We start from the raw sequence: 20225 nt of genomic DNA on the forward strand, positions 1-20225 counted from the left end.
CATTATCTCCCTCGATTGCACTCTTACTGCCATTATAACAGACTTTCCTTGCCCAATAACCGAAACACATACTAGAATATCCTTCCAAAAATCGTTATTGTTATTTTCCTATAGTAAAGATGATTAACTTTTATTCGATGAGGTAATAGTAGAGAAAGGATTCTATCATAAATACATTTAATGAAGGGAGTTTTGATTCATGAATAACTTTAAATACCATTCCCCTCATCAGGAAAAACCGACAGGACAACCACCTCAGCATCAGAATAAACAACCGGGAACAGAAAAAGAAATGGTCCCTACTCCACAAACTGAAGATTTTTATTATAAAGGCAGCGGCAAGCTTAAAGGTAAATCAGCCATTATCACCGGCGGAGACAGCGGGATTGGAAAATCCACAGCAATTCTCTTTGCGAAGGAAGGCGCGAATGTAGCGATCATTTACCTAAATGAACATGAAGATGCGAATGATACAAAAAAGGAAGTTGAGGAAGAAGGCCAAAAATGTCTTCTTATTCCAGGGGACATCGGCAATCAGTCCTTTTGTGAGGAAGCCGTATCGAAAGTGATTTCTGAATTTGGATCCCTTGATGTATTGATCAACAATGCGGCAGAACAACATCCAAGGAATGGCATTGAGGAAATTTCCCAGGAGCAGATCGAACGCACCTTCCGGACGAACATCTTCTCATGTTTTTATATGGTGAACGCTGCTCTCCCTTACTTGAAGGAAGGAAGCTCCATCATCAATACCGCTTCTGTCGTTGCCTATAAAGGGAACGATCATTTGATCGATTACTCTGCTACCAAGGGGGCAATTGTCGCGTTCACACGTTCTTTATCAGAATCACTTGTCCCAAAAGGGATCCGGGTAAACGGAGTCGCACCAGGACCAATATGGACGCCACTGATTCCTTCTACATTTGATGCAGAACATGTAGGTGAATTCGGTAAAAACACACCTATGGGGAGACCCGGACAACCGGATGAGGTCGCACCAAGCTACGTCTTTCTTGCGAGTGATGACTCATCATACATTTCGGGACAAATGATCCACGTCAATGGAGGTGTCATTGTAAACGGATGATGGAAACGGAAATCGGGAGACACCAGCAGGAAAAGCAAGCCACAATGCCTCCCTCATTGGGAGATGTGCAAGGAATACAGCAGATCGCCGCAGAAAGGGAGTTGCTCTCGTAAGAAGTAATAATGAGCATATGTCAAAAAGTGGTATTTATGGTTATGGCATTCTTCGTCCACATTATGTATAAAAGGATGAAGGGAATGCCTTGCGATGCACACAATGTGGAAAGGTTCCATCAGCTTCGGCCTGGTTACCATACCAATCAAGCTTTTTGCGGCAACTGAAAACAAAGATATCAAGATGAGACAGCTCCATAAGGAGTGCCATAACCCGATCAAATATGATAAGATATGTCCTGTTTGCGAAAAATCACTAGAGCAGAACGAGATCATCAAAGCTTATGAGTATGAACCGAATAAATTTGTCGAGCTTGAAAAAGAGGAATTGGAAGCCCTCATGAAAGAACAGACAAAGTCTATTGAAATCGTTGACTTCGTTCATCTTTCTGAGGTGGATCCGATTTATTTCGACCGATCTTATTTCATCGGTCCAGGTGAAAATGGATCAAAGCCTTATTCTTTACTCAAAAAAGCGATGGAAGACTCTGGGAAGATCGCTATCGCTAAAGTGATGATCCGATCCAAACAACATTTAGCTGTCGTAAGGGTCTACGACAAAGGATTGGTCCTTGAAACGATTTATTATCCAGATGAAGTCCGAAGCATCGATTTAGTACCTGAAATACCAGAGGATGTTGATCTGAACCAAAAAGAATTAGATATGGCGATTCAATTAATCGATCAATTGACAGCTGAGTTCAATCCAGAAAAATACCATGATGATTACCGTGAAGAGCTGATGGGTGCCATTGAGAGCAAGATCAAGGGCGAGCAAATCAAAGTTTCTAAAGAAAGACCGAAAGCGAATGTTGTTGATCTTATGGACGCCCTGCAAGCAAGCATCGATGATACAAAACCGAAAAAGAAAAAGAAAACGACTCGCAAGAAAAAAGCGAGCAGTGAATGATGCGTTATAAACCAATGCTGCCAACCCTCTCCTCCCGCCTTCCTGAAGGAGAGGATTGGTATTATGAAATCAAATATGACGGTTTCCGCAGTCTCCTTCATATTGACCAGACCGGGGTCGATTTTTATAGCAGGAATTTAAAATCGCTGGACGCCAACTTCCCGGAAATCATTAACGAAGCTGAACGGATCCGAGAAAACGCCAAAGATAGCCTACCGTTATTATTGGATGGAGAACTATGTATTTTGGAATCTGATTACAAAGCGAGTTTCTCTGCCATCCAACAACGTGGACGATTGAAGAGCATAGCGAAAATCCTACAGCAACAGGCGAAAATCCCAGCTACCCTTTTGATCTTCGACCTAGTGATTCACAACGGGAAGTCCCTTGTGGATGATCCCTATATACGGCGAAAAAAGCAACTTGAGGAATGGATGGATAGGCACCGCTTTCCTCAAGTATGTAGGGAGTCCGCAAATAGGATCCAATGGATTCCGTTCACCTCTGATGGACACTCCTTATTCCAACAGGTCAAAAACCATCACGGGGAAGGGGTTGTGGCAAAAAGGGATAGAAGCCTATGGCTACAGGGAAAAAGAACAAAAGATTGGTTGAAGGTGAAAAGTCTATTCAGAGGCTTTTTCATCATTGTAGGGTTTGATGAGAAAAATGGATATGCCCATGTAGCAGTAAGAGATGGAACTGAATTGCTGCCAACCGGAGTTGTCTCGCATGGATTGGAAGGTAAAGAAAGAGAAGCGTTGATTCAAATCGTCAAAAACAACCAGATCAAAAAAACCGGTTCTCTAATTGAAATAGCTCCACGGATATGTGTTGAGCTGGCTTTCCTTGAAATACACGAACATCAATTAAGACAACCTAGATTTATACGATTCAGACTCGACATCCATTGGGAGGATTGCACATGGCGGGCTCTTCAAAAACAGATGGGCAACTGAATATCGAAGGCAACACGATCCAGATCACAAGCTTGGATAAGATCCTTTATCCGAAGATGGACATTAATAAACAAGCATACCTCCAGTATTTGATCGAAATCAACAAGTTGATGCTCCCTTTTTTGAAGAATCGCTTTCTAACTGTCAAACGTTATCCACATGGTATGTTCGATGACTTTTTTTATCAGAAGAACTGCCCGGACTATGCTCCGTCTTTTGTCGAAACCATTCAGCATGATGACATCCGCTATATTATTTGCAACGATCTATCTACGCTTGTGTGGCTGGGAAACCAACTGGCATTGGAGTTCCATATTCCATTCAATAAAGTGACATCCGTTTGTCCCACAGAGATCGTATTCGACCTTGATCCTCCGTCAAGGGGACATTTTCCATTGGCCGTTAAAGCTGCCTTGGAAATCAAAACCATACTTGATCGTCTTGAAGTACATTCATTTGTAAAAACCTCTGGAAACAAAGGATTGCAAATTTATATTCCACTGGAGGAAAATCAGTTCACATACAATGATACGAGAGTCTTCACCAAATTCATCGCTGAATACCTCGTCGATCAATCACCTGATTCATTTACGATCGAACGTATGAAAAACAAACGAGGGACGAAATGTTATATCGATTTTTTACAACATGCAGAAGGGAAGACGATCATCGCTCCTTATTCGTTAAGAGGAAATGATGAGGCATTGGTTGCGACCCCGTTGGAATGGAAGGAAGTCGGTCACCAGCTTGTACCTGATAAGTTTACGATGGAATCTGTTTTGGAACGTGTAAAGAGTCAGGAATGTCCGTTTTCCAGAATGGATTCGGTCAGGAAGAAACAGCCATTCAGAAGGATCCTGTCTGGGTTATTGAATCAGAAAAACTGAATCTCGTCAGAGGCGAAGCTTGATGTGCCCGATACCTCTGGATACACAAGTAAGCATGTTCCCTACCTTTTCTTCCTCTGTCAGAAAAGAGTCGCAATGAACGACATCTCCTTCTTCAATCTCAACTTCACAAGTGCCGCAAACCCCCATCCTGCAAGTATAAGGTACATAGATATCTATTTCGTGCAGGGCATCAAGTAAGGTTTGACCGGAACTCACCATGAAGGTTTTTTTTGTTTTTACAAGATTCACGAAAAAAGGCTGAGGGTTTTCAATCAGGACTGCCGGCTGAAACTGTTCTTCATGGATGAACTTTTCAGGATACCGGAGTTTGTGTGAATGCTCAAGCAAAATATCCATGAATGCTGGCGGGCCGCATAAATAGATATGGGTCCCCATTGTTCTGTTTTGAAGCGCTTTTTTTAACTTTGCGATTTTTTCCTCCCTTTTCATAAAGTAAAAAGTGGACTTACTCCGGAAATGGTTCTGGATATGACGGTGAAATGCGCACTCTCTTTCTCCTGAGGCAGCATAATGTAATTCAAAACTGCGGCCGATCGTTTTCAAGTACGCCATCATCGATACGAAAGGTGTGATTCCAATTCCAGCTGCAAAAAAAACATGATGTTTCGCTTCTGTCCGTAACGGAAAGAAGTTATCCGGTGGTGAAACGGAGATGTTATCCCCTTGGCCGATGCATTCGTGCAAATACCCAGAACCACCGTTATGATCACTGATCTTTTTTACAGCGATTACGTACTCATTTTTCATTTCGAGGGGATTGTTCACCAACGAGTATTGACGCTTTCCCATTGGAAGATGAAGTGTCACATGTGCCCCCGCTCCGAATGGAGGTAAGGGGATTTCATCCGATGTGAAGGTGAATTTTTTAATTGTATCGGTTTCGTGTTCAATTTTTTTAACAGTCAATTGTAATGTATATGCCATTGAGCTCATCCTTCATGCAATATTACAGAATCGGGTACCCAAGATAAGCGTCTTGAAAGCTCGAATAATGGTTGGAGGGTTCGAGATGCTGACCACAGCTTATGCATATGATTGATTTTTCGAGACTTGCTGTTCTATTGATCCGATGACATTGCGAACAAAAGATGCAATAGGTTCCTGTATCCATTTTACCGATCCTTACATCCTCATGAGAGAACCCAGCTGAATTGGCGGCACGTCGTATCCGTTTACGGGCTGCACCACCGGTATAGAGGATCAACATAGTACCAAGAGGCTTGTCCTTGAGTATCTGTTCGATCTTTTTACGATCAACTGGCGAGTCAATCAGTTTTAATTCAACGCTGCTGCCGTTCTCTTTTTGAAGCTCTTTCTCTTTAAGTCCATCTTTTTTGAATCGTACCTCGCTCAAAATCAAAATAGGTCTCATTGTCCCCTCCGCTCTTTTTCCATATGATTTTCCAGGAAGCGGATTAATTCAGTCCTATACGTGGAAATCCCTTTGTATTCCGCGATTTCTTCAGGAAGCGTCTTGATGTTTTGGTAGAAAGATTTAAACCAGGATTCTTGTTGAATCAAGTCATTCAGTTGCAGTAAATAAGTGTGAATGGTAAAAAGGACATCATGATTCATCGGCAGCCTGAAAAGCCTCTGGACTTCTACGCGTAGGTGGATCAGATCACCTGCATTTTCACAAGTGACTTCCTGGCGATGTTTCCCCCATACAGAATAAGTTTCGAGAGGTGTATCAAGCATGTTGGTGACCGTTATCGACCAGTTCTTTCTCTCCCATACGGTCCCAGGCCGGATTTTAGAAATGAACCGTTCCACCTTATCGATGAACCCATCATTTTGTATGCCTGGTACCGGGTTATGGATGGATTTGAACTCCATTCCTTGAACAAAAGCCAGTGACCAATTGGACGGAAAACACAACTGACCCGCTTCGAGAAAAAGCCCATTATGGCGGTCGCCCATGAGGATAAGATCTTCCTGTACATGTCGACCAACCAAGTCCAACGGTTCGAGAGCAATTGTTGAGACGTCGCGAAAGACAAACGCTTCCTCTTCTTCCAATAGATGATTTTGAAATAAGCATTCATCACCCTTTTTTTGAAAAGTGAAGGACTCTGGATTGCAAGAAGCTAATTCATTGAACAGAAGGAGCATTATCTCCCATTGCGACTCCATCGACAGTGGAAGCGATCGGAAGCATCGGTGGTGATGTTTCTGCAACAGCTTTCTTTTCAGCTCCAATTCATTTTTATAATCCGCAGTAACCGTTATCGTTTTCGCTGGATCCAATGGTACGGAATTGTTGGAATAGGTATATTGATCCTTTGTGAATGGAAATGGAAACCCGTTTAAGCGTGACACTTGTATTACCTCCCGTACATCAAGCCGTCCCGTTATTTTAAATATTCCATAATAACCCATACGAATCCTTCATGAAAACGAAAAGAGCTCACTCAGTGAACTCTTTTCAATCTTGCATATTCTCTTATTACCTTGCACCTCCGCTTGATTGTCGGATAATGATCTGATGGGCGACTTTTACTCTACTTGCTGGTGCATCAGGTTTTTCAAGAGATTTGAGTAAACTATCAACTGCCTGATAGCCCAACTCATAAATATTGATTTCGACCGATGTCAATGCAGGTGTGGCAAGCTCTGCGATCATCGCATTGTTGAAGCTCGCTACCGCAACATCATCCGGGACGGTGATCCCCATATCATCAAGCATCCTTAAGACGCCAAGTGCCATAAGGTCATCTGTGACGATTAGTGCACTAGGAGGGTCTTCTAATGACATCAACTCGGAAACTGCCTTCCGTCCATCCTCCAATGCAAAATCGGCGTTGATGACATAGTCTTTTCGATATGGAATCTTGGCATTCTGCAATGCTTTTTCATAGCCGAGCAAACGGTCGGTCGTCACGACGAGGTTGAGGCTTCCCCCGACAAAGCCGATCCGTTCGTGCCCATTGTCAATATGATATTCGGTCAGCTCTTTCGCTGCGCGATAGTTATCATTATCGACATGGTTGATGTGTCCGTCATTCTTATACGGCTTTCCGATTACGGTGAACGGGAACTTCTGTTCATATAAATAATTCATGATACGATCATCTACCCTTGAGTACAAGAGCACGATCCCATCCACTCTTCTTCCCTGGACCATTCCGACCACCGCTCGATATATTTCATCTTCTGTCGTTCCAGTTGACATGAGCAAGGTGTATTCCTGTTCATGTGCCTTTGTGCTGATTCCGCGCAATACCTCAGGAAAGAAAGGATTTTGGAATGCCTTTTCTGCGGAACTCGGCATCACAAGCCCGATCGCCCGTGAGCTGCGGTTTGCCAGGCTCCGGGCAGTGAAGTTTGGATGGTACCCCAGATAATCCATCGCTTCACGGACTTTCCTCTTCGTTTCCTCACTTATCCTCGGGTTGTTCGCTACCACACGGGATACAGTCGAGGGAGCCACATTTGCGAGTTTTGCTACATCTTTTATTGTTACGGCCAAGTCTGCTTCCCCCTGTTCGTCTTCTCACTGATTCTATATTACCATTATAATCCAATATACTCATCTGTTAACATATCCTGCCATTTAGGTAATCGTTTATCCTTTCGTACCGCCCGCAGTCAGACCCGAAATGAGATAACGTTGCAAGGATAGGAATAACAATGAAATCGGAATCGCAATCAAAACAGCCCCAGCAGCGAATTTGGTAAATTCTCCACCGAATTGCTTGGCAACCAGATTGTATAATCCCACTGCCAATGTAAACTTTTCTTCACTTCTCAAAATTACTTTTGCAAGAATGAAATCAGCGAATGGTGTAATGAAGCTAAATAGCGCAATGACAGCAAGAATCGGTTTTGCAAGCGGCAGGATGATCTGCCAGAAGATTCGAAAATGCCCTGCTCCATCAATTCTTGCAGATTCATCAAGCTCCTTTGGAATTGTATCAAAATATCCTTTCGCAAGCCATGTATTCATCGGCAGCAATCCACCGGTATATAGCAGGATGAGAGCAAAGTGGGTATCGATCAATTTCGTCTGGACCGCGAGTACATAAATGGCGATAAGGGCAGCGAAGTTTGGGATCATTTGCAAAATCAAAAACGTCATCAATCCATTTTTGCGGCCGATGAAACGATACCTTGAAAAAGAATACCCCATCAAAGCGATCATCGTTACAGAGAAGGTCATCGTAATGATGCAAATTTTCAATGTGTTCCAATACCAGAGCAAGTATTTGCTTGACGAGAGGTCAAACAATTCTTGATAATGCTTCAACGTAGCGTTTTTTGGAATGATGGTCGATCCAGACAGACTATTTCCAGGATTGAAAGAAGAACCGACAATCCAAAGGACCGGATAGATGACAATGGTGACTGCAATCAATATCGCGATATAGGATAAGGTGAGGCGGATGAGTTTTTGTCTTTTCATATTCATGTTACATCATATCCTCCTCTTTAAACGATTTTGTTCTTCTGAACTGCCAGAGAGCTACTGAAATGACAATCAATGATAGAAGCATCGTGACTGCAGCAGCCTTCGCATATTGCTTGGATTCAAGCGTCAAGCTGTAGATCCAGGATATCAAAATGTCTGTCGAGCCAGCCGTCTGTCCCGGCATTGGCGGACCTCCTCCGTTGAATAGGAAGATGACATTGAAATTATTGAAGTTGAACGTATATTGCGTAATCAAAATGGGGGCGATCGCATAAAGGATCAGCGGCAATGTGATCGAACGGAATTTCTGTAACATCGTTGCACCATCCACAGTTCCAGCTTCATACAATTCTTCCGGAATCGATTGAAGGACACCGGTCACCATCGCAAAGATGAACGGGAACCCGAGCCACGACTGAATAAGGATCAACGCGAATTTCGCCCAGAAGGGGCTTGTAAGCCATGGGATCGGGTCAATCCCGAAGAAAGCGAGTAAATCATTATTGATTGCCCCGAACGATTCGTTGAACATTCCGGCGAATACGAGGATCGAAACGAATGCAGGAATCGCCCACGGCAGGATCAAAATCGTTCTGAACAGTTTTTTGAACTTCAGGTCCTTTTGGTTCAATAGGACAGCCAGGAAGATTCCGATTGTAATTTGAACCGTCGTGGCAATGAATGTCCAGATCACTGTCCAGGATAGGACACTGATGAATGTTCTGCGCCATATATCCAATTTGAAAATATCAATAAAGTTTTGGAAACCGACCCAATCTACTAATCTAGCTGGTGGTGAATGATATAAGTCATAGTTGGTGAACGCCAACAGAATGACGAATAGTATCGGAAAGATCACCACGAAAATAAGCAGGAAAAAACCAGGCGAAAGCATGAGATACGGGAATCCGGTATCGATTACATTGCGGTATTGTTCACGGATGGAATTCAATTGGATCCCCAAGTCACGCCTCTTTCCATTCAAATGCGCATCATATAGATTCAGCGCATACACACAAAGACCGAGTAATAAAACGAGAACCGCGATGATCCCTTCGACCAATAAAAAGACGGAATGATCACGGGGAAGCTGTTCACCTAGTGTCACCAGTCCCCAAAGACCTATGTTCAATAAATCCTTAAATGCGATTATGAAAGAAAATGTCAAAACGATGAATGAAAAAGCTTTAAGGTATTGACGGTTGTAAAGCTGCCCTACCCCTGGAATGAAGGACAAGAAAAAGGCTCTTTTCCGATGAGTGGACTTGGTAGCGTTCGTGTCGATCATTGATACCCCCTATCCTTTCTTTCTATATTTTAAAATGGTAGAAAGATAGAAGCAGTACCCCGGTTAGAGGTACCGCTTATCTGTCCGCTTATTTAGCTCCGGAAGCTTCAATTTGTTGTTTAATTGTTTTGGTCGAATCTTCAAGTGCCGGTTGCGGTTTTTGTTTTCCAGTCACGATCAACTGAAGCGCATTAGCCATAGGCTCCCAAACCTGACCCATTTCAGGAATGTTCGGCATCGGTACACCGCGTTGCGATTGGACAGCAACAGCAGCCGCACCTTCATTGTCTGCGATGACAGGGTCTTCAATCAATGATTTGACTGGAGGAATCTCTTTCGTTTTTTCATAACGGATTTTTGCATTTTCTTCATTCGTAACCCATTCAACTAGTTTTGTTGCCCATTCCTTATTCTCAGAATAAGCTGACACATGCCATCCCTTCACCCCGATGAAAGTTTGTGGATACTCACCGTTTGGAAGCTTCGGAAGTGGTGCTACTCCAATTTCGATACCGGCATCTTGCATCCCTTGGAATGCCCATGGTCCGTTCATGACTGAAGCGACCTTTCCTTCGTTGAACAATCCGTCCATGGCAGAGCCGCCGTTTTCACCTACGATTCCTTTAGGGAACAAGCCTTCCTCATACCATTTTTGGATGTATTGTGCCCCTTTAACTGCGCCTTCATTATTCAACCCGATGTCATCTGCATCAAGGCCATCATCCGTTTGCTTGAATACATAACCCCCATTTGCAGCCATGATAGCATTTGCGAAATAGAAGTTGTCCCATAGAGCGAGGAATCCATAGTTCCCATTTCCAGTGAAATCTTTCGAGAAGTCATATAGTTCATCAAAAGATTCAGGTGCCGCCTCCATGTGCTCTTTGTTATAAATGAAAACTGGGGTTTCTGTCGCCTTCGGCAGTCCGTAAAGCTGGCCTTCGAAGGATTGTGCTTGAATGGATGATTCTGTAAATGTATCAATCACCTTTTCATCAACCTCAATTGGCGCCAATAAACCTTGAGTGGCCAATGCACCGATCTGGTCATGAGGCAAAGTCAGTACGTCAGGACCTGTCCCCGCTGGAGCATCTAATGGAAGCTGCTCACGGATTTCATCAGCCATCCCTAACTCTTTGAATTCAACTTTGATACCGTATTTTTCTTCAAAGCTTTTGATAGCAGGCTCAAGTGCTACCCCTTTCTCTTTATCTTCCCAAACAACCAGCTTTTCAGGCTTTTCATTGCTGTCCGTTTTACCGCCTGTCTCTTCCCCTGAATCTTGCGGACCACAAGCTGCAAGCATTGACACTGCCAATCCAGCTGTCAGTGATACACTCAAAAACTTCTCTAACATTAAATGACCTCCCCCAAAATATGAATCAATTATTGTGAAAACGTTTGCACTGATTTATTTGTATTATACATATGCATAGAACTTTCTGCAACCGTTTGCATAACTTTTTTTATTAAATTATGATATATATAAGATTAATCGAATCAAACTTCTAAAAAAGAGGTGCCTATCCATGGAGAAAACAGCAATCTACCATCGTCCGAAAAACAACTACGCATACGCTCGTACCACTGAAAAAATCCATATACGTTTACGCTCTGCCACAAATGACTTGATACAAGTCCACTTAATCTATGGCGATCCCTATATATGGGATGAAAATGGCTGGAAAAATGATAAGACACCGATGCAACTAGAAGGCTCAGATGACCTTTTCGATTACTGGATTGCAGAAGTAGAACCAGAGTTCAAGAGATTACGATACGGATTTCAATTGGAGAACGGTGACGAAAGTCTCGTCTATGGAGAAAAAGGATTCGCGGAAACTGATCCCCGGGACACTGATTTTTACTTCGCCTTCCCTTTTTTGAATGAAATCGATGTGTTCAAAGCGCCGGAATGGGTGAACGGGACAGTATGGTATCAAATTTTCCCTGAACGATTCGCGAATGGCGATCCATCTATTAACCCACCAGGGACATTGGATTGGGGGACCAAGCCGCCTGAAAAGGATAACTTTTTCGGTGGAGATTTCCAGGGTGTAATCGACCATCTTGATTACCTGACAGACCTCGGGATTGGCGGAATCTACTTCACCCCTATATTCAAAGCACACTCCAACCACAAATACGACACAATCGATTATATGGAAATTGATCCTCAGTTCGGGGACAAAGAAACATTCCGAAACTTGGTAACAGAATGCCATAAGCGAGGAATCAAGGTGATGCTCGACGCGGTGTTCAACCATAGTGGTTATTTCTTCGAACCATTTCAAGATGTACTGAAATATCAGGAGGAATCACGGTATAAAGAATGGTTCCGGATTCGGGAATTCCCGATTGTCGAAGAGCCAACTCCGTCTTATGATGCTTTTGCTTTTGTTTCCTCTATGCCGAAGTTGAATACGGAAAATCCAGAAGTCCGTAAGTATTTGTTGAATGTTGGGCGTTATTGGGTTGAAGAATTCGATATTGACGGTTGGCGTTTGGATGTAGCAAATGAAGTGGACCATGCTTTTTGGCGGGATTTCCGCCGGACAGTCAAAAAGGTGAAGGCTGACGTCTATATTCTCGGTGAGATTTGGCACGACGCGATGCCATGGCTTCAAGGCGATCAATTTGACGCAGTGATGAATTATCCCTTCACGAATGCAGCACTCAACTTTTTCGCAAAGAGGGAAATTGGTGCTGAGGAATTCAGGGCGCAGATCACGAAATGGATGGTCTCCTATCCGAAAAACGTGAACGATGTTGCCTTTAATCTACTCGGCAGCCATGACACACCTCGGATTTTGACCATTTGTGATAATGATGATCGACGTTTAAGGCTGCTTTTCTTGTTTCAGCTTACGTTTACAGGCTCGCCATGCATTTATTACGGTGATGAAATCGGGCTTACTGGCGGACAGGACCCTGGCTGCCGCAAATGTATGGAATGGGATGAAAAAAAGCAGGATATGACTTTACGGTCATTCGTTTCGCGCTTGGTTGAACTACGCCGGTCGTATAATGCACTGCAAGGTGATTCATATTTCAAATTCATCGAGGTGGACAGTCATCTGGATGTCGTGATGTATGAAAGAAGTATAGAAGATGAGAAAATTGTTGTGGTCATCAACATTTCAGAGAAAGAAAGCGAAGTTGTGCTTGAAGGTCAATTTGTGGATCTATGGAATGGAAAAGGTACTGTTAATGGAGGACCTATCAAGGTGGAGCCATACGGCTTCAAAATTTTCCAGGTAAAGTAAGGTCCCCTTTATCAGCATACTCATAAATTTCTTGAGGGGATAAGATGTATTTACGCCCCTCTTTTTCTATGCCCATTTTGTTGAGAAGGTAGTTCGTCGTATTGGAAGATAAATCGAGGAAAGGCCGAATTTGCCTATTTGAAAATAAGTCACCAAATAAAAGTACATAATCGGCAATGGCTCGATAATGCGCATCTTTAGATTCTGATCTACAAAAAGGACACTTCTACTTATTTCTCAATCTAGTCATCTTAAGTCTTGAACATTCACTACAATGTACACCTGTAACTATCTCATTTTCCTGAATTTTCTCTTGAGAGGATATTTTTTCCTTCTTTAGAGAGTGTGTTTAGTTCAAAAATTAATTATCTCGACAACTCGGGGTATAAATGCTACAAATTTAAAAATTATCCCGACAACTTTAAAATTATCTCAACAACTTAAAATTTATCCCAACAACTACAAAATTACCTACAAAACCAAAAGGCTGCCACGAACTGGCAGCCTTTTTTTCCCTTATTCCTCTGCATTGATATAAAGTTTTCCTTCTGCAATTTCCTCTGTTTCATTTCCGTAATCGTCTCTTGCGACGACTTCTACAACTGCTCCATCAGCTACTACGTTGGACGTTGCTGTATAATAGCCAACATAGTGACCCGGAGTGGTCTCCATCATCGGAAGTTCATTCGCGTTTTGGACCATGCCCATATTTGTAAGTGGCATATGAATCCGGAAACGCGCTTCAAGACCTTGTTCACTATCAAACTCGATCATCACGGATTGACCAGATTCAAGGTTCTTGTCCATATCTGGTTTCACGTTCGTTACCTCGATCGGACCAAACTTCGCATCTACCGTAACTGTTTGGTTTTTACGGTTACCTGCAAGATCTTTCGCTACAACTTTGATGACATTTTCACCTTCATCAAGGAGTATGCGGTGTGAGTATGATCCATCTTCGTTGACTGTCGCTCTTTGACCATTCACTTTCACCCAATCGAGATACTCGTCATCTACGTTACCTGTGACGTTGACAGCCATTCGATTCGTCTTCGTTCCGTCCTCAGGACTCTCGATTGTCAATTCAGGTTTTGTTTGATCCAAAATAACCGTCACCGGCTCGGAAGGATCGGTCATTCCTCTTTCATTCACCGCTGTCGCTATAAGGACGTTTTCACCACCAACAAGTGTAATATCTGCCGAGAATGTTCCATCTTCATTAGTAGCCACTACAGCCGTTTCTTCGCCGTTGTTTTCCAAGTGGATATCTACCCCTGGTGCGGACTGCCCTTCAACCGTTACTTTCTCATCATTCGTATGGGTTCCGTCTGCTGGGGAAGTGATGACTGGTGCTGTGACTTCATAATCAACAGTAGCACGGATCATATAGTTCCCTTCAACCGCTGGCGTTTGTGACCATGCCCCACTGACGAATTGCCAGCTGCGCTCTGCATCCGGACCGTTTTCATCTGCACCAAGACCCGGTGCGTTTGGGTGTGGATCCGATTGGATGTACACCATGAAGAAGTCACCATCTACCGTCACACCTTGATCAGAAAGGTCGACATGGGTCCATTCCCCATTACGGAGGGCTGTCGCATCGACCGGTCCAGCCAGCTTCTCACCAGGGGATCCATCTTCATCCGCATCCCAGATTTCAACCTGGAAGTCAGTACCGCCTGGGGTAGGCCAATCATTTGTCCAGAAACGGAACATACCACCGGTGACAAAAGCTTGTTCTTTCCCTTCCGGCAAGGACATCCTTACACCCCAGCCGTTGCCTGCATCATAGAAAGCACGTGCATTCTCAGCAGTTCCATCGTCGAATCCGATTTCCCCTGGATATCCTATGAACGGCTTTAATTGGGCATCTTGGATCGTCGCTTCTTCATCATCGATTGTAATGCTGAATTCTTCTCCATAGTAACCTGATGCCATGACTTTCAATGTATAATCTCCAACATATCCAGTCAACGAGTAATTTCCGTCCGTATCGCTTTCTACAGGTGTGACAGCAGCATCTTCCTCAAGCAATACAGTGACGCCTTCAATCGGCTCACCCGTCTGGCTATTCGTTACTGTACCTGAAACCGTACCTTGTGCCTTTTCTTCTAAGGTAAAGTCGGCTTCCACTTCCCCATCATCAGGGATGGTGACGGATTGCTCCTGAGGATGGAATCCATACGCTTCAGCGACGATCGTAAAGTCGCCAGCCGCATGTGTAATCGTGTAGCTTCCATCTACCGGGTTTGTTGTAGTCGACCGTCCAGATTCAAGGATACTGACTTCCGCTTCAAGCGGTAGTGCAGAAGGCCCTGCATCTTTACCTTCGTCTTTCTTTTTCTCAAGATCGATACGTTTTGTCGGCATCAATTCTGCGGGATTCACTTTTTCCTTCTTAGCTGCTTTGTCATCCGCTTTTTCAGGTTTGTCGCCTTTTACAGATTTATCTTTTCCGCTGAATAAAGAAGCTTTTGATGAAGGATTGATTGATGCATCACTTAATCGGACATCATCAATGTACCAGCCTTCTCTTAATACACTTCCGTCAGTATCAACGTTAAAACCGATATAGATCCGTTGATTTGCATACTCTGAAAGGTCGATTTCTTCTTCAACCCATCCATCACTGACGTTATTGAATTGAGCAACTTGTTCCCAATTTTCCTGGTCGGTCGAAACGACAACATGACCGTAGTCGTAGTTATTTTCAAGATTATACCAGTTGTTGAACTGTAAATATGCTTCTCCATCACCAAGGTCGATCGGAGGCATCATGAGTGTCATGTTTGCGTTGTTATCATAGTCACCATCAAGATTGGTTGCATAAACTTTCTCGCCTGATGCTGCTTCACCTGGACCAGAAGTTGGTGCACCCCATTCCCAAGTGTTATTGTCCCCCCATGTGATCCACCCTGTCGGCTCGCTTTCGAAATCAGTTGAGTAACCGGTTGATATTCCTGGTAAAACTGTAACTTCATAATCATCTGAAGTTACATTGTTACCACCGAAGTCACCAATAACCCAACGGTATTTCAATACAGGTTCCTCGATTGCATCACCTGGAATGACCGCTTCATACCTGCCAGATTGATAATCACCATCTGTTCTGACTGCTTCAACAGCTTCCCAATTATTACGGGAAATTTCATATTCCACACGTACGTTGGTGACACTGATGTTATCAGAAGCTGTAACCGATAAGGGCAAGTTCAACCCTGCATAGGTTTCAGCTGGAGCCTCATGTTCGAAAGTCGGAGCTTCCGCATCGTCCCCTTCCTTCGTTACACTTCCTTTTACAACGCCAAGTCCGTTGATGACTGAGGATACAGCATCATAAGCATTGACGATCCCATAACCGAAGCCGTTGTTCGGAGAATCAGGGTATTCTCCATTGGTCATCGGCTCAGCCGTGCTAAGTAGAATTTCCTCGATTTCATCGACAGTCAGTGATGAATCGACTTGACGCAGGAGTGCTACGACAGCCGATACGTGCGGTCCTGCCATCGATGTCCCATTCCATCCGCCCTCATAAGCGCTTCCTGGTACAGTTGAACGGATATTCACACCTGGTGCACTGACATCTGGTTTGATTTCATCATAAGGAGATGGTCCTTCTAATGAGAAACTTGCCAAATTGTCATTAATATCCGTTGCACCTGTCGCAAAAGATTCTGGGTAGTTCGCCGGGGTTGCTACAGATCCAGGTCCACCAGGGTTGAAGATCGTCGTGTTCCCTGCTGAAAATTCTGGGAAAATATCTGCTGCACGCCAGTTTTGAACCATCGGGCGGTACCATTCATCTAACCCAGGACCGCCTCCCCAAGAGTTATTGACGACATCTGGGGCCATTTCCGGATGCAGGTTCCCATCAGCATCAGTTGGAGCAATGATCCATTCCCCTGCTTCAAGGAGATCGACATCTGATCCACCATCTGCTGTGAATGCTTTTACTGCTATCCACTTGGCACCAGGGGCAACACCTACTTGATTGGACCCATCAGGCTCGGCGCCTACCATCGTCCCCATCGTATGTGTACCATGTCCTTGATCATCATATGGTGTATCTTGTCCGGCCGTGGCATCGAACCAGTTCATCTCATGGCTTGGAGAGTCTGGATTTGCCGGATCGTATCCACGATATTGTTCCACTAGTCCTGGATGGTTCCATTGGACACCTGTATCGATGTTCGCTATGACTGTACCTGATCCATCGATTCCCATGTTCCATACTGCCGGGGCACCAACCCGTTCAACGTTCCACTCGACTGAACTTGTTTCATTTTCCACATCTCCCTTTGGTTGTGTGGACGCTTTAGTAGTTTGAGGCATCGGTTGGAGCTGTCGCACTTCATTCGGCAATACTTTCGCCACCTCAGGGAAAGCAGCTAATTGCTCCATGACTTCCTTGTTGGCTGTTACAGCCATTGCATTGACAATGAAGAAAGATTGATAGTCTTTCACTGCCTTTTTTTCTTTCTGTTTCTTCAGGAAGTTTTTTACGTTCCCTTGCGTTTCAATTGCGGTCGAACGTAATGATGATACGACCTCTGAACGTTGTGTCAACTCTTTTTTATAAGGTGTAAGCTGTTGCTTTTCCGCTTTTTCAATAGCATTTTTCGCTACTTTCGCAGTGTCGACCTGTTCATGAAATTTGATCAGGAACGTGACTTGTTCTTCATCCTTGAATTGTTTTTGTAACGATTTACTTACCTTATTGGACTGGGCTTCCTTTTTAAAGGATGTTGAGATAGGATTCGATTCTTGCTTTACTATCGTTCTAGCATTCGCGGTGGGGGCAAGAAACGTTGAAACTAGTAGAATGATCGCTGTCACAAATGCAAATGCACGTCGATTCAACAAAAACCTCGGATAATGTACCATTTTTCCCCTCCTAAAAGTTATATAGCTTGACCGAAATCTTACCCCCTTTCATGTCGAATACGATATGACTGTATCCTTTGATGTTGAATTCATCATAAAGGAATTTTTTGTAGAAATTAATATAATTAACATAATTTTCTAAAGATGAAGAATTCGTAATGGTTAGTCGATAAATTTCGCTTGGGACTATACTCTCCTACTAAATTGGATTAATGTTAAGAAACCTTACTAGTACCAAAGGGTCCTGGGTGGTAGTTCTTATGTAGTATCTAGTAGGTCTATAGTATTGCGGGTTATTTCCTTACATTTTTTTCTAATTCAATTGGAGGAGTAAATGTCGAATAAGGGGTAACATTGTGGAAGTTAAGTAGAATCCTCTACTGACGTCCTATATAAAGGACAAGAACAAACCTATTAATTGGAACGTTCGGAGGATTTAACGTTTTTTGGTCCTGTTTTTCGTTTTTTACCAAGGATGAGGATCGGAAAGGGGAAACAAAAAAGCGACTCGGTGAATGAGCCGCTAACAAAATAAATCAATCTATAATATTCACGTTATAATCCTCGAGCCATATATTGATCTGGGCAAGATGGGCGATCAATTGAGGTCCTGTCATCAACTGGCCGAACCAAGGTGTTTTGAAGGCTTCACCGTTTGTATCGATGATTTCCTTCACTTTATTTCGATCAATCAACTCAAGAATCGGTGAAGAATCCTTTTCGATGATAGAACTGAGCCACTCTTTCACGAGGCGGGTATATTCCGGATGATGTGTTTTCGGATATGGACTCTTTTTCCGATATAAGATTTCATGCGGAAGGATACCTTCAAGTGCTTTCCGCAAAATCCCTTTTTCCCTGCCTCCAAGCATCTTCATCTCCCAAGGAATATTCCATGCATATTCTACAATCCTATGATCGGCAAATGGAACCCTAACTTCAAGGCTTGCCCCCATGCTCATGCGATCCTTTCGATCTAGCAGTGTGGCCATGAACCAATGCATATTCAGATAGGACATCTCTCTTCTTCGCGCTTCAGAAGGTTTTTCACCATCAAGCTTAGGGGTTTCGTTTACCGTCTGTTGGTATCGGTCCTGGACGTAATTTTTCAGGTCAAGCTTTTTCCGCAAGTCTGGCTGTAAAATCGACTCACGCTCACCAGTCGAGTGCATCCATGGAAAAGCAGCCCTTTCCAGCAACTCTGGTCGATAAAACCACGGGTATCCTCCGAATATTTCATCGGCACATTCCCCTGACAAACCTACGGTGAATTGCTTTTTGATTTCCTCACAGAACCAGAGCAGGGAAGAATCGACATCCGCCATACCTGGTAAGTCTCGCATATGGACGGCTGCTGTCAGATAGTGCCTTAATTTTGCATTATCGATTACAGAAGTGTGGTGGACGGTTTTCAGATATTCCCGCATGATTTTAATCCACGGTCCGTCAGAATTCGGCTGGAAAGTGCTTTTCTTGAAATACAATTCATTTTCTTCATAATCAATCGAGTACGTATGAAGCGCTCCACGTCCCTTTTGTTGAAAATAACGGGATGCAAACGCACTGATCGCACTGGAATCTACACCGCCTGAAAGGAAAGTGCAGACAGGTACGTCGGCCACCAGTTGTCGTTCAACGGAGTCTTGCAACAACCACCGTACCTTGTCAACAGTTTCCTCAAGAGAATCTGTATGTTCTTCACTTTTCACATCCCAGTAGCGCCAGATTTTTAGCCCATTCTTGTCGAACCTTAACGCATGCCCTGCCCTTAACTCGTTGATTCCACGATATACACCGTGACCTGGAGTTCTTGAAGGTCCTAGCCCAAAGATTTCTTGCAGACCCTCCCGATCGACCTCGGCCTTCACATGTGGATGAGCGAGAATCGCCTTCAACTCTGAGCCGAAGAGCAAAGAACTACCTTTTTCACAGTAAAATAATGGCTTCACCCCGAGCCGATCCCGAGCCATGAAGACCTGCTCCTTATTTTCATCCCAGATTGCAAAAGCATAAATGCCATTGAGATGATCGACACAGCCCTCTCCCCACTCGATGTAACTGGTCAAAAGAACTTCCGTATCACTATGTGAATTGAATCGGTGCCCTTTTGAAACTAAAACTTTACGAATGTCTTCCGTATTGTACAATTCGCCATTATAGACCATCGTATATTGTTCCGTTTTTTGGACCTTCTGCATCGGTTGTCCGCCGCCTACCGGGTCTACTACGATCAGACGGGCATGACCGAACACGACCTGGGGCTCGTTCCAGTGTGCTGTAGCATCCGGCCCACGTTTCCCAAGGGTTGATGCCATCGTTTGTATTGTCGCCGTTTCTTTTGCCAAATTATCTTTAAAATTGATCCATCCTGTGATCCCACACATATTGTTACCTCATCC

The 20225-nt window shown here is 43.7% G+C and carries 14 protein-coding genes; 5 read left to right on the forward strand and 9 right to left on the reverse strand.

Annotated features, from left to right (window positions below):
• The first annotated feature begins 199 nt into the window (after positions 1–199).
• From L1611_RS05790 to ligD (L1611_RS05805), 4 genes are all read left to right on the forward strand, one after another.
• Entirely contained in the window at positions 200–1087 is an 888-nt protein-coding gene (locus L1611_RS05790) for an SDR family oxidoreductase (protein ID WP_236312159.1), read from the forward strand.
• Between the two features lie 207 nt (positions 1088–1294).
• Positions 1295–2110: a non-homologous end joining protein Ku gene (ku, locus tag L1611_RS05795; protein WP_236312160.1), complete on the forward strand. Its 816-nt coding sequence runs from the start codon at positions 1295–1297 to the stop codon at positions 2108–2110.
• Positions 2110–3069 carry a non-homologous end-joining DNA ligase gene (gene ligD, locus L1611_RS05800; RefSeq protein WP_236312161.1) on the forward strand — a complete coding sequence of 320 codons (960 nt, stop codon included), beginning with the start codon at positions 2110–2112 and terminating at the stop codon, positions 3067–3069. Before ku ends, ligD (L1611_RS05800) begins: the two co-directional genes overlap by 1 nt.
• Positions 3036–3956, forward strand: a complete 921-nt coding sequence (gene ligD, locus L1611_RS05805; RefSeq protein ID WP_236312162.1) for a non-homologous end-joining DNA ligase — start codon at positions 3036–3038, stop codon at positions 3954–3956. The genes ligD (L1611_RS05800) and ligD (L1611_RS05805) overlap by 34 nt, the downstream gene beginning before the upstream one ends.
• 6 nt (positions 3957–3962) lie before the next feature.
• On the opposite strand, the gene L1611_RS05810 is transcribed toward ligD (L1611_RS05805), so the two are convergent.
• From L1611_RS05810 to L1611_RS05840, 7 genes are all read right to left on the reverse strand, one after another.
• A complete protein-coding gene (locus L1611_RS05810) occupies positions 3963–4904 on the reverse strand; it encodes a PDR/VanB family oxidoreductase (protein ID WP_236312163.1) in 942 nt (313 codons plus the stop codon).
• Positions 4905–4926: 22 nt separating this feature from the next.
• Positions 4927–5352, reverse strand: coding sequence for a hypothetical protein (locus L1611_RS05815; protein ID WP_236312164.1), 426 nt, complete (start codon positions 5350–5352; stop codon positions 4927–4929).
• Complete coding sequence (locus tag L1611_RS05820; RefSeq protein WP_236312165.1) at positions 5349–6299, reverse strand: heme-dependent oxidative N-demethylase family protein; 951 nt, start codon at positions 6297–6299, stop codon at positions 5349–5351. Before L1611_RS05820 ends, L1611_RS05815 begins: the two co-directional genes overlap by 4 nt.
• 127 nt (positions 6300–6426) lie before the next feature.
• Complete coding sequence (locus L1611_RS05825) at positions 6427–7449, reverse strand: LacI family DNA-binding transcriptional regulator (protein WP_236312166.1); 1023 nt, start codon at positions 7447–7449, stop codon at positions 6427–6429.
• Positions 7450–7545: 96 nt separating this feature from the next.
• The gene (locus tag L1611_RS05830; protein ID WP_236312167.1) at positions 7546–8388 is read right to left on the reverse strand and encodes a sugar ABC transporter permease; all 843 of its coding nucleotides are present in this window, start codon (positions 8386–8388) and stop codon (positions 7546–7548) included.
• Between the two features lies 1 nt (position 8389).
• Positions 8390–9676: a carbohydrate ABC transporter permease gene (locus tag L1611_RS05835; protein WP_236312168.1), complete on the reverse strand. Its 1287-nt coding sequence runs from the start codon at positions 9674–9676 to the stop codon at positions 8390–8392.
• Between the two features lie 88 nt (positions 9677–9764).
• Entirely contained in the window at positions 9765–11033 is a 1269-nt protein-coding gene (locus tag L1611_RS05840) for an extracellular solute-binding protein (RefSeq protein ID WP_236312169.1), read from the reverse strand.
• Between the two features lie 172 nt (positions 11034–11205).
• On the opposite strand from L1611_RS05840, the gene L1611_RS05845 reads away from it, so the two are divergent.
• Positions 11206–12942 carry an alpha-glycosidase gene (locus tag L1611_RS05845; RefSeq protein WP_236312170.1) on the forward strand — a complete coding sequence of 579 codons (1737 nt, stop codon included), beginning with the start codon at positions 11206–11208 and terminating at the stop codon, positions 12940–12942.
• Between the two features lie 516 nt (positions 12943–13458).
• Here the strand turns inward: L1611_RS05845 and L1611_RS05850 are convergent.
• Positions 13459–17826, reverse strand: coding sequence for a S8 family serine peptidase (locus L1611_RS05850; protein WP_236312171.1), 4368 nt, complete (start codon positions 17824–17826; stop codon positions 13459–13461).
• Positions 17827–18362: 536 nt separating this feature from the next.
• Positions 18363–20210 carry an asparagine synthase (glutamine-hydrolyzing) gene (gene asnB / locus L1611_RS05855; protein WP_236312172.1) on the reverse strand — a complete coding sequence of 616 codons (1848 nt, stop codon included), beginning with the start codon at positions 20208–20210 and terminating at the stop codon, positions 18363–18365.
• Between the last annotated feature and the right edge of the window lie 15 nt (positions 20211–20225).

The organism is Pseudalkalibacillus salsuginis, assembly GCF_021646685.1.
Lineage (GTDB): Bacteria > Bacillota > Bacilli > Bacillales > Fictibacillaceae > Pseudalkalibacillus > Pseudalkalibacillus salsuginis.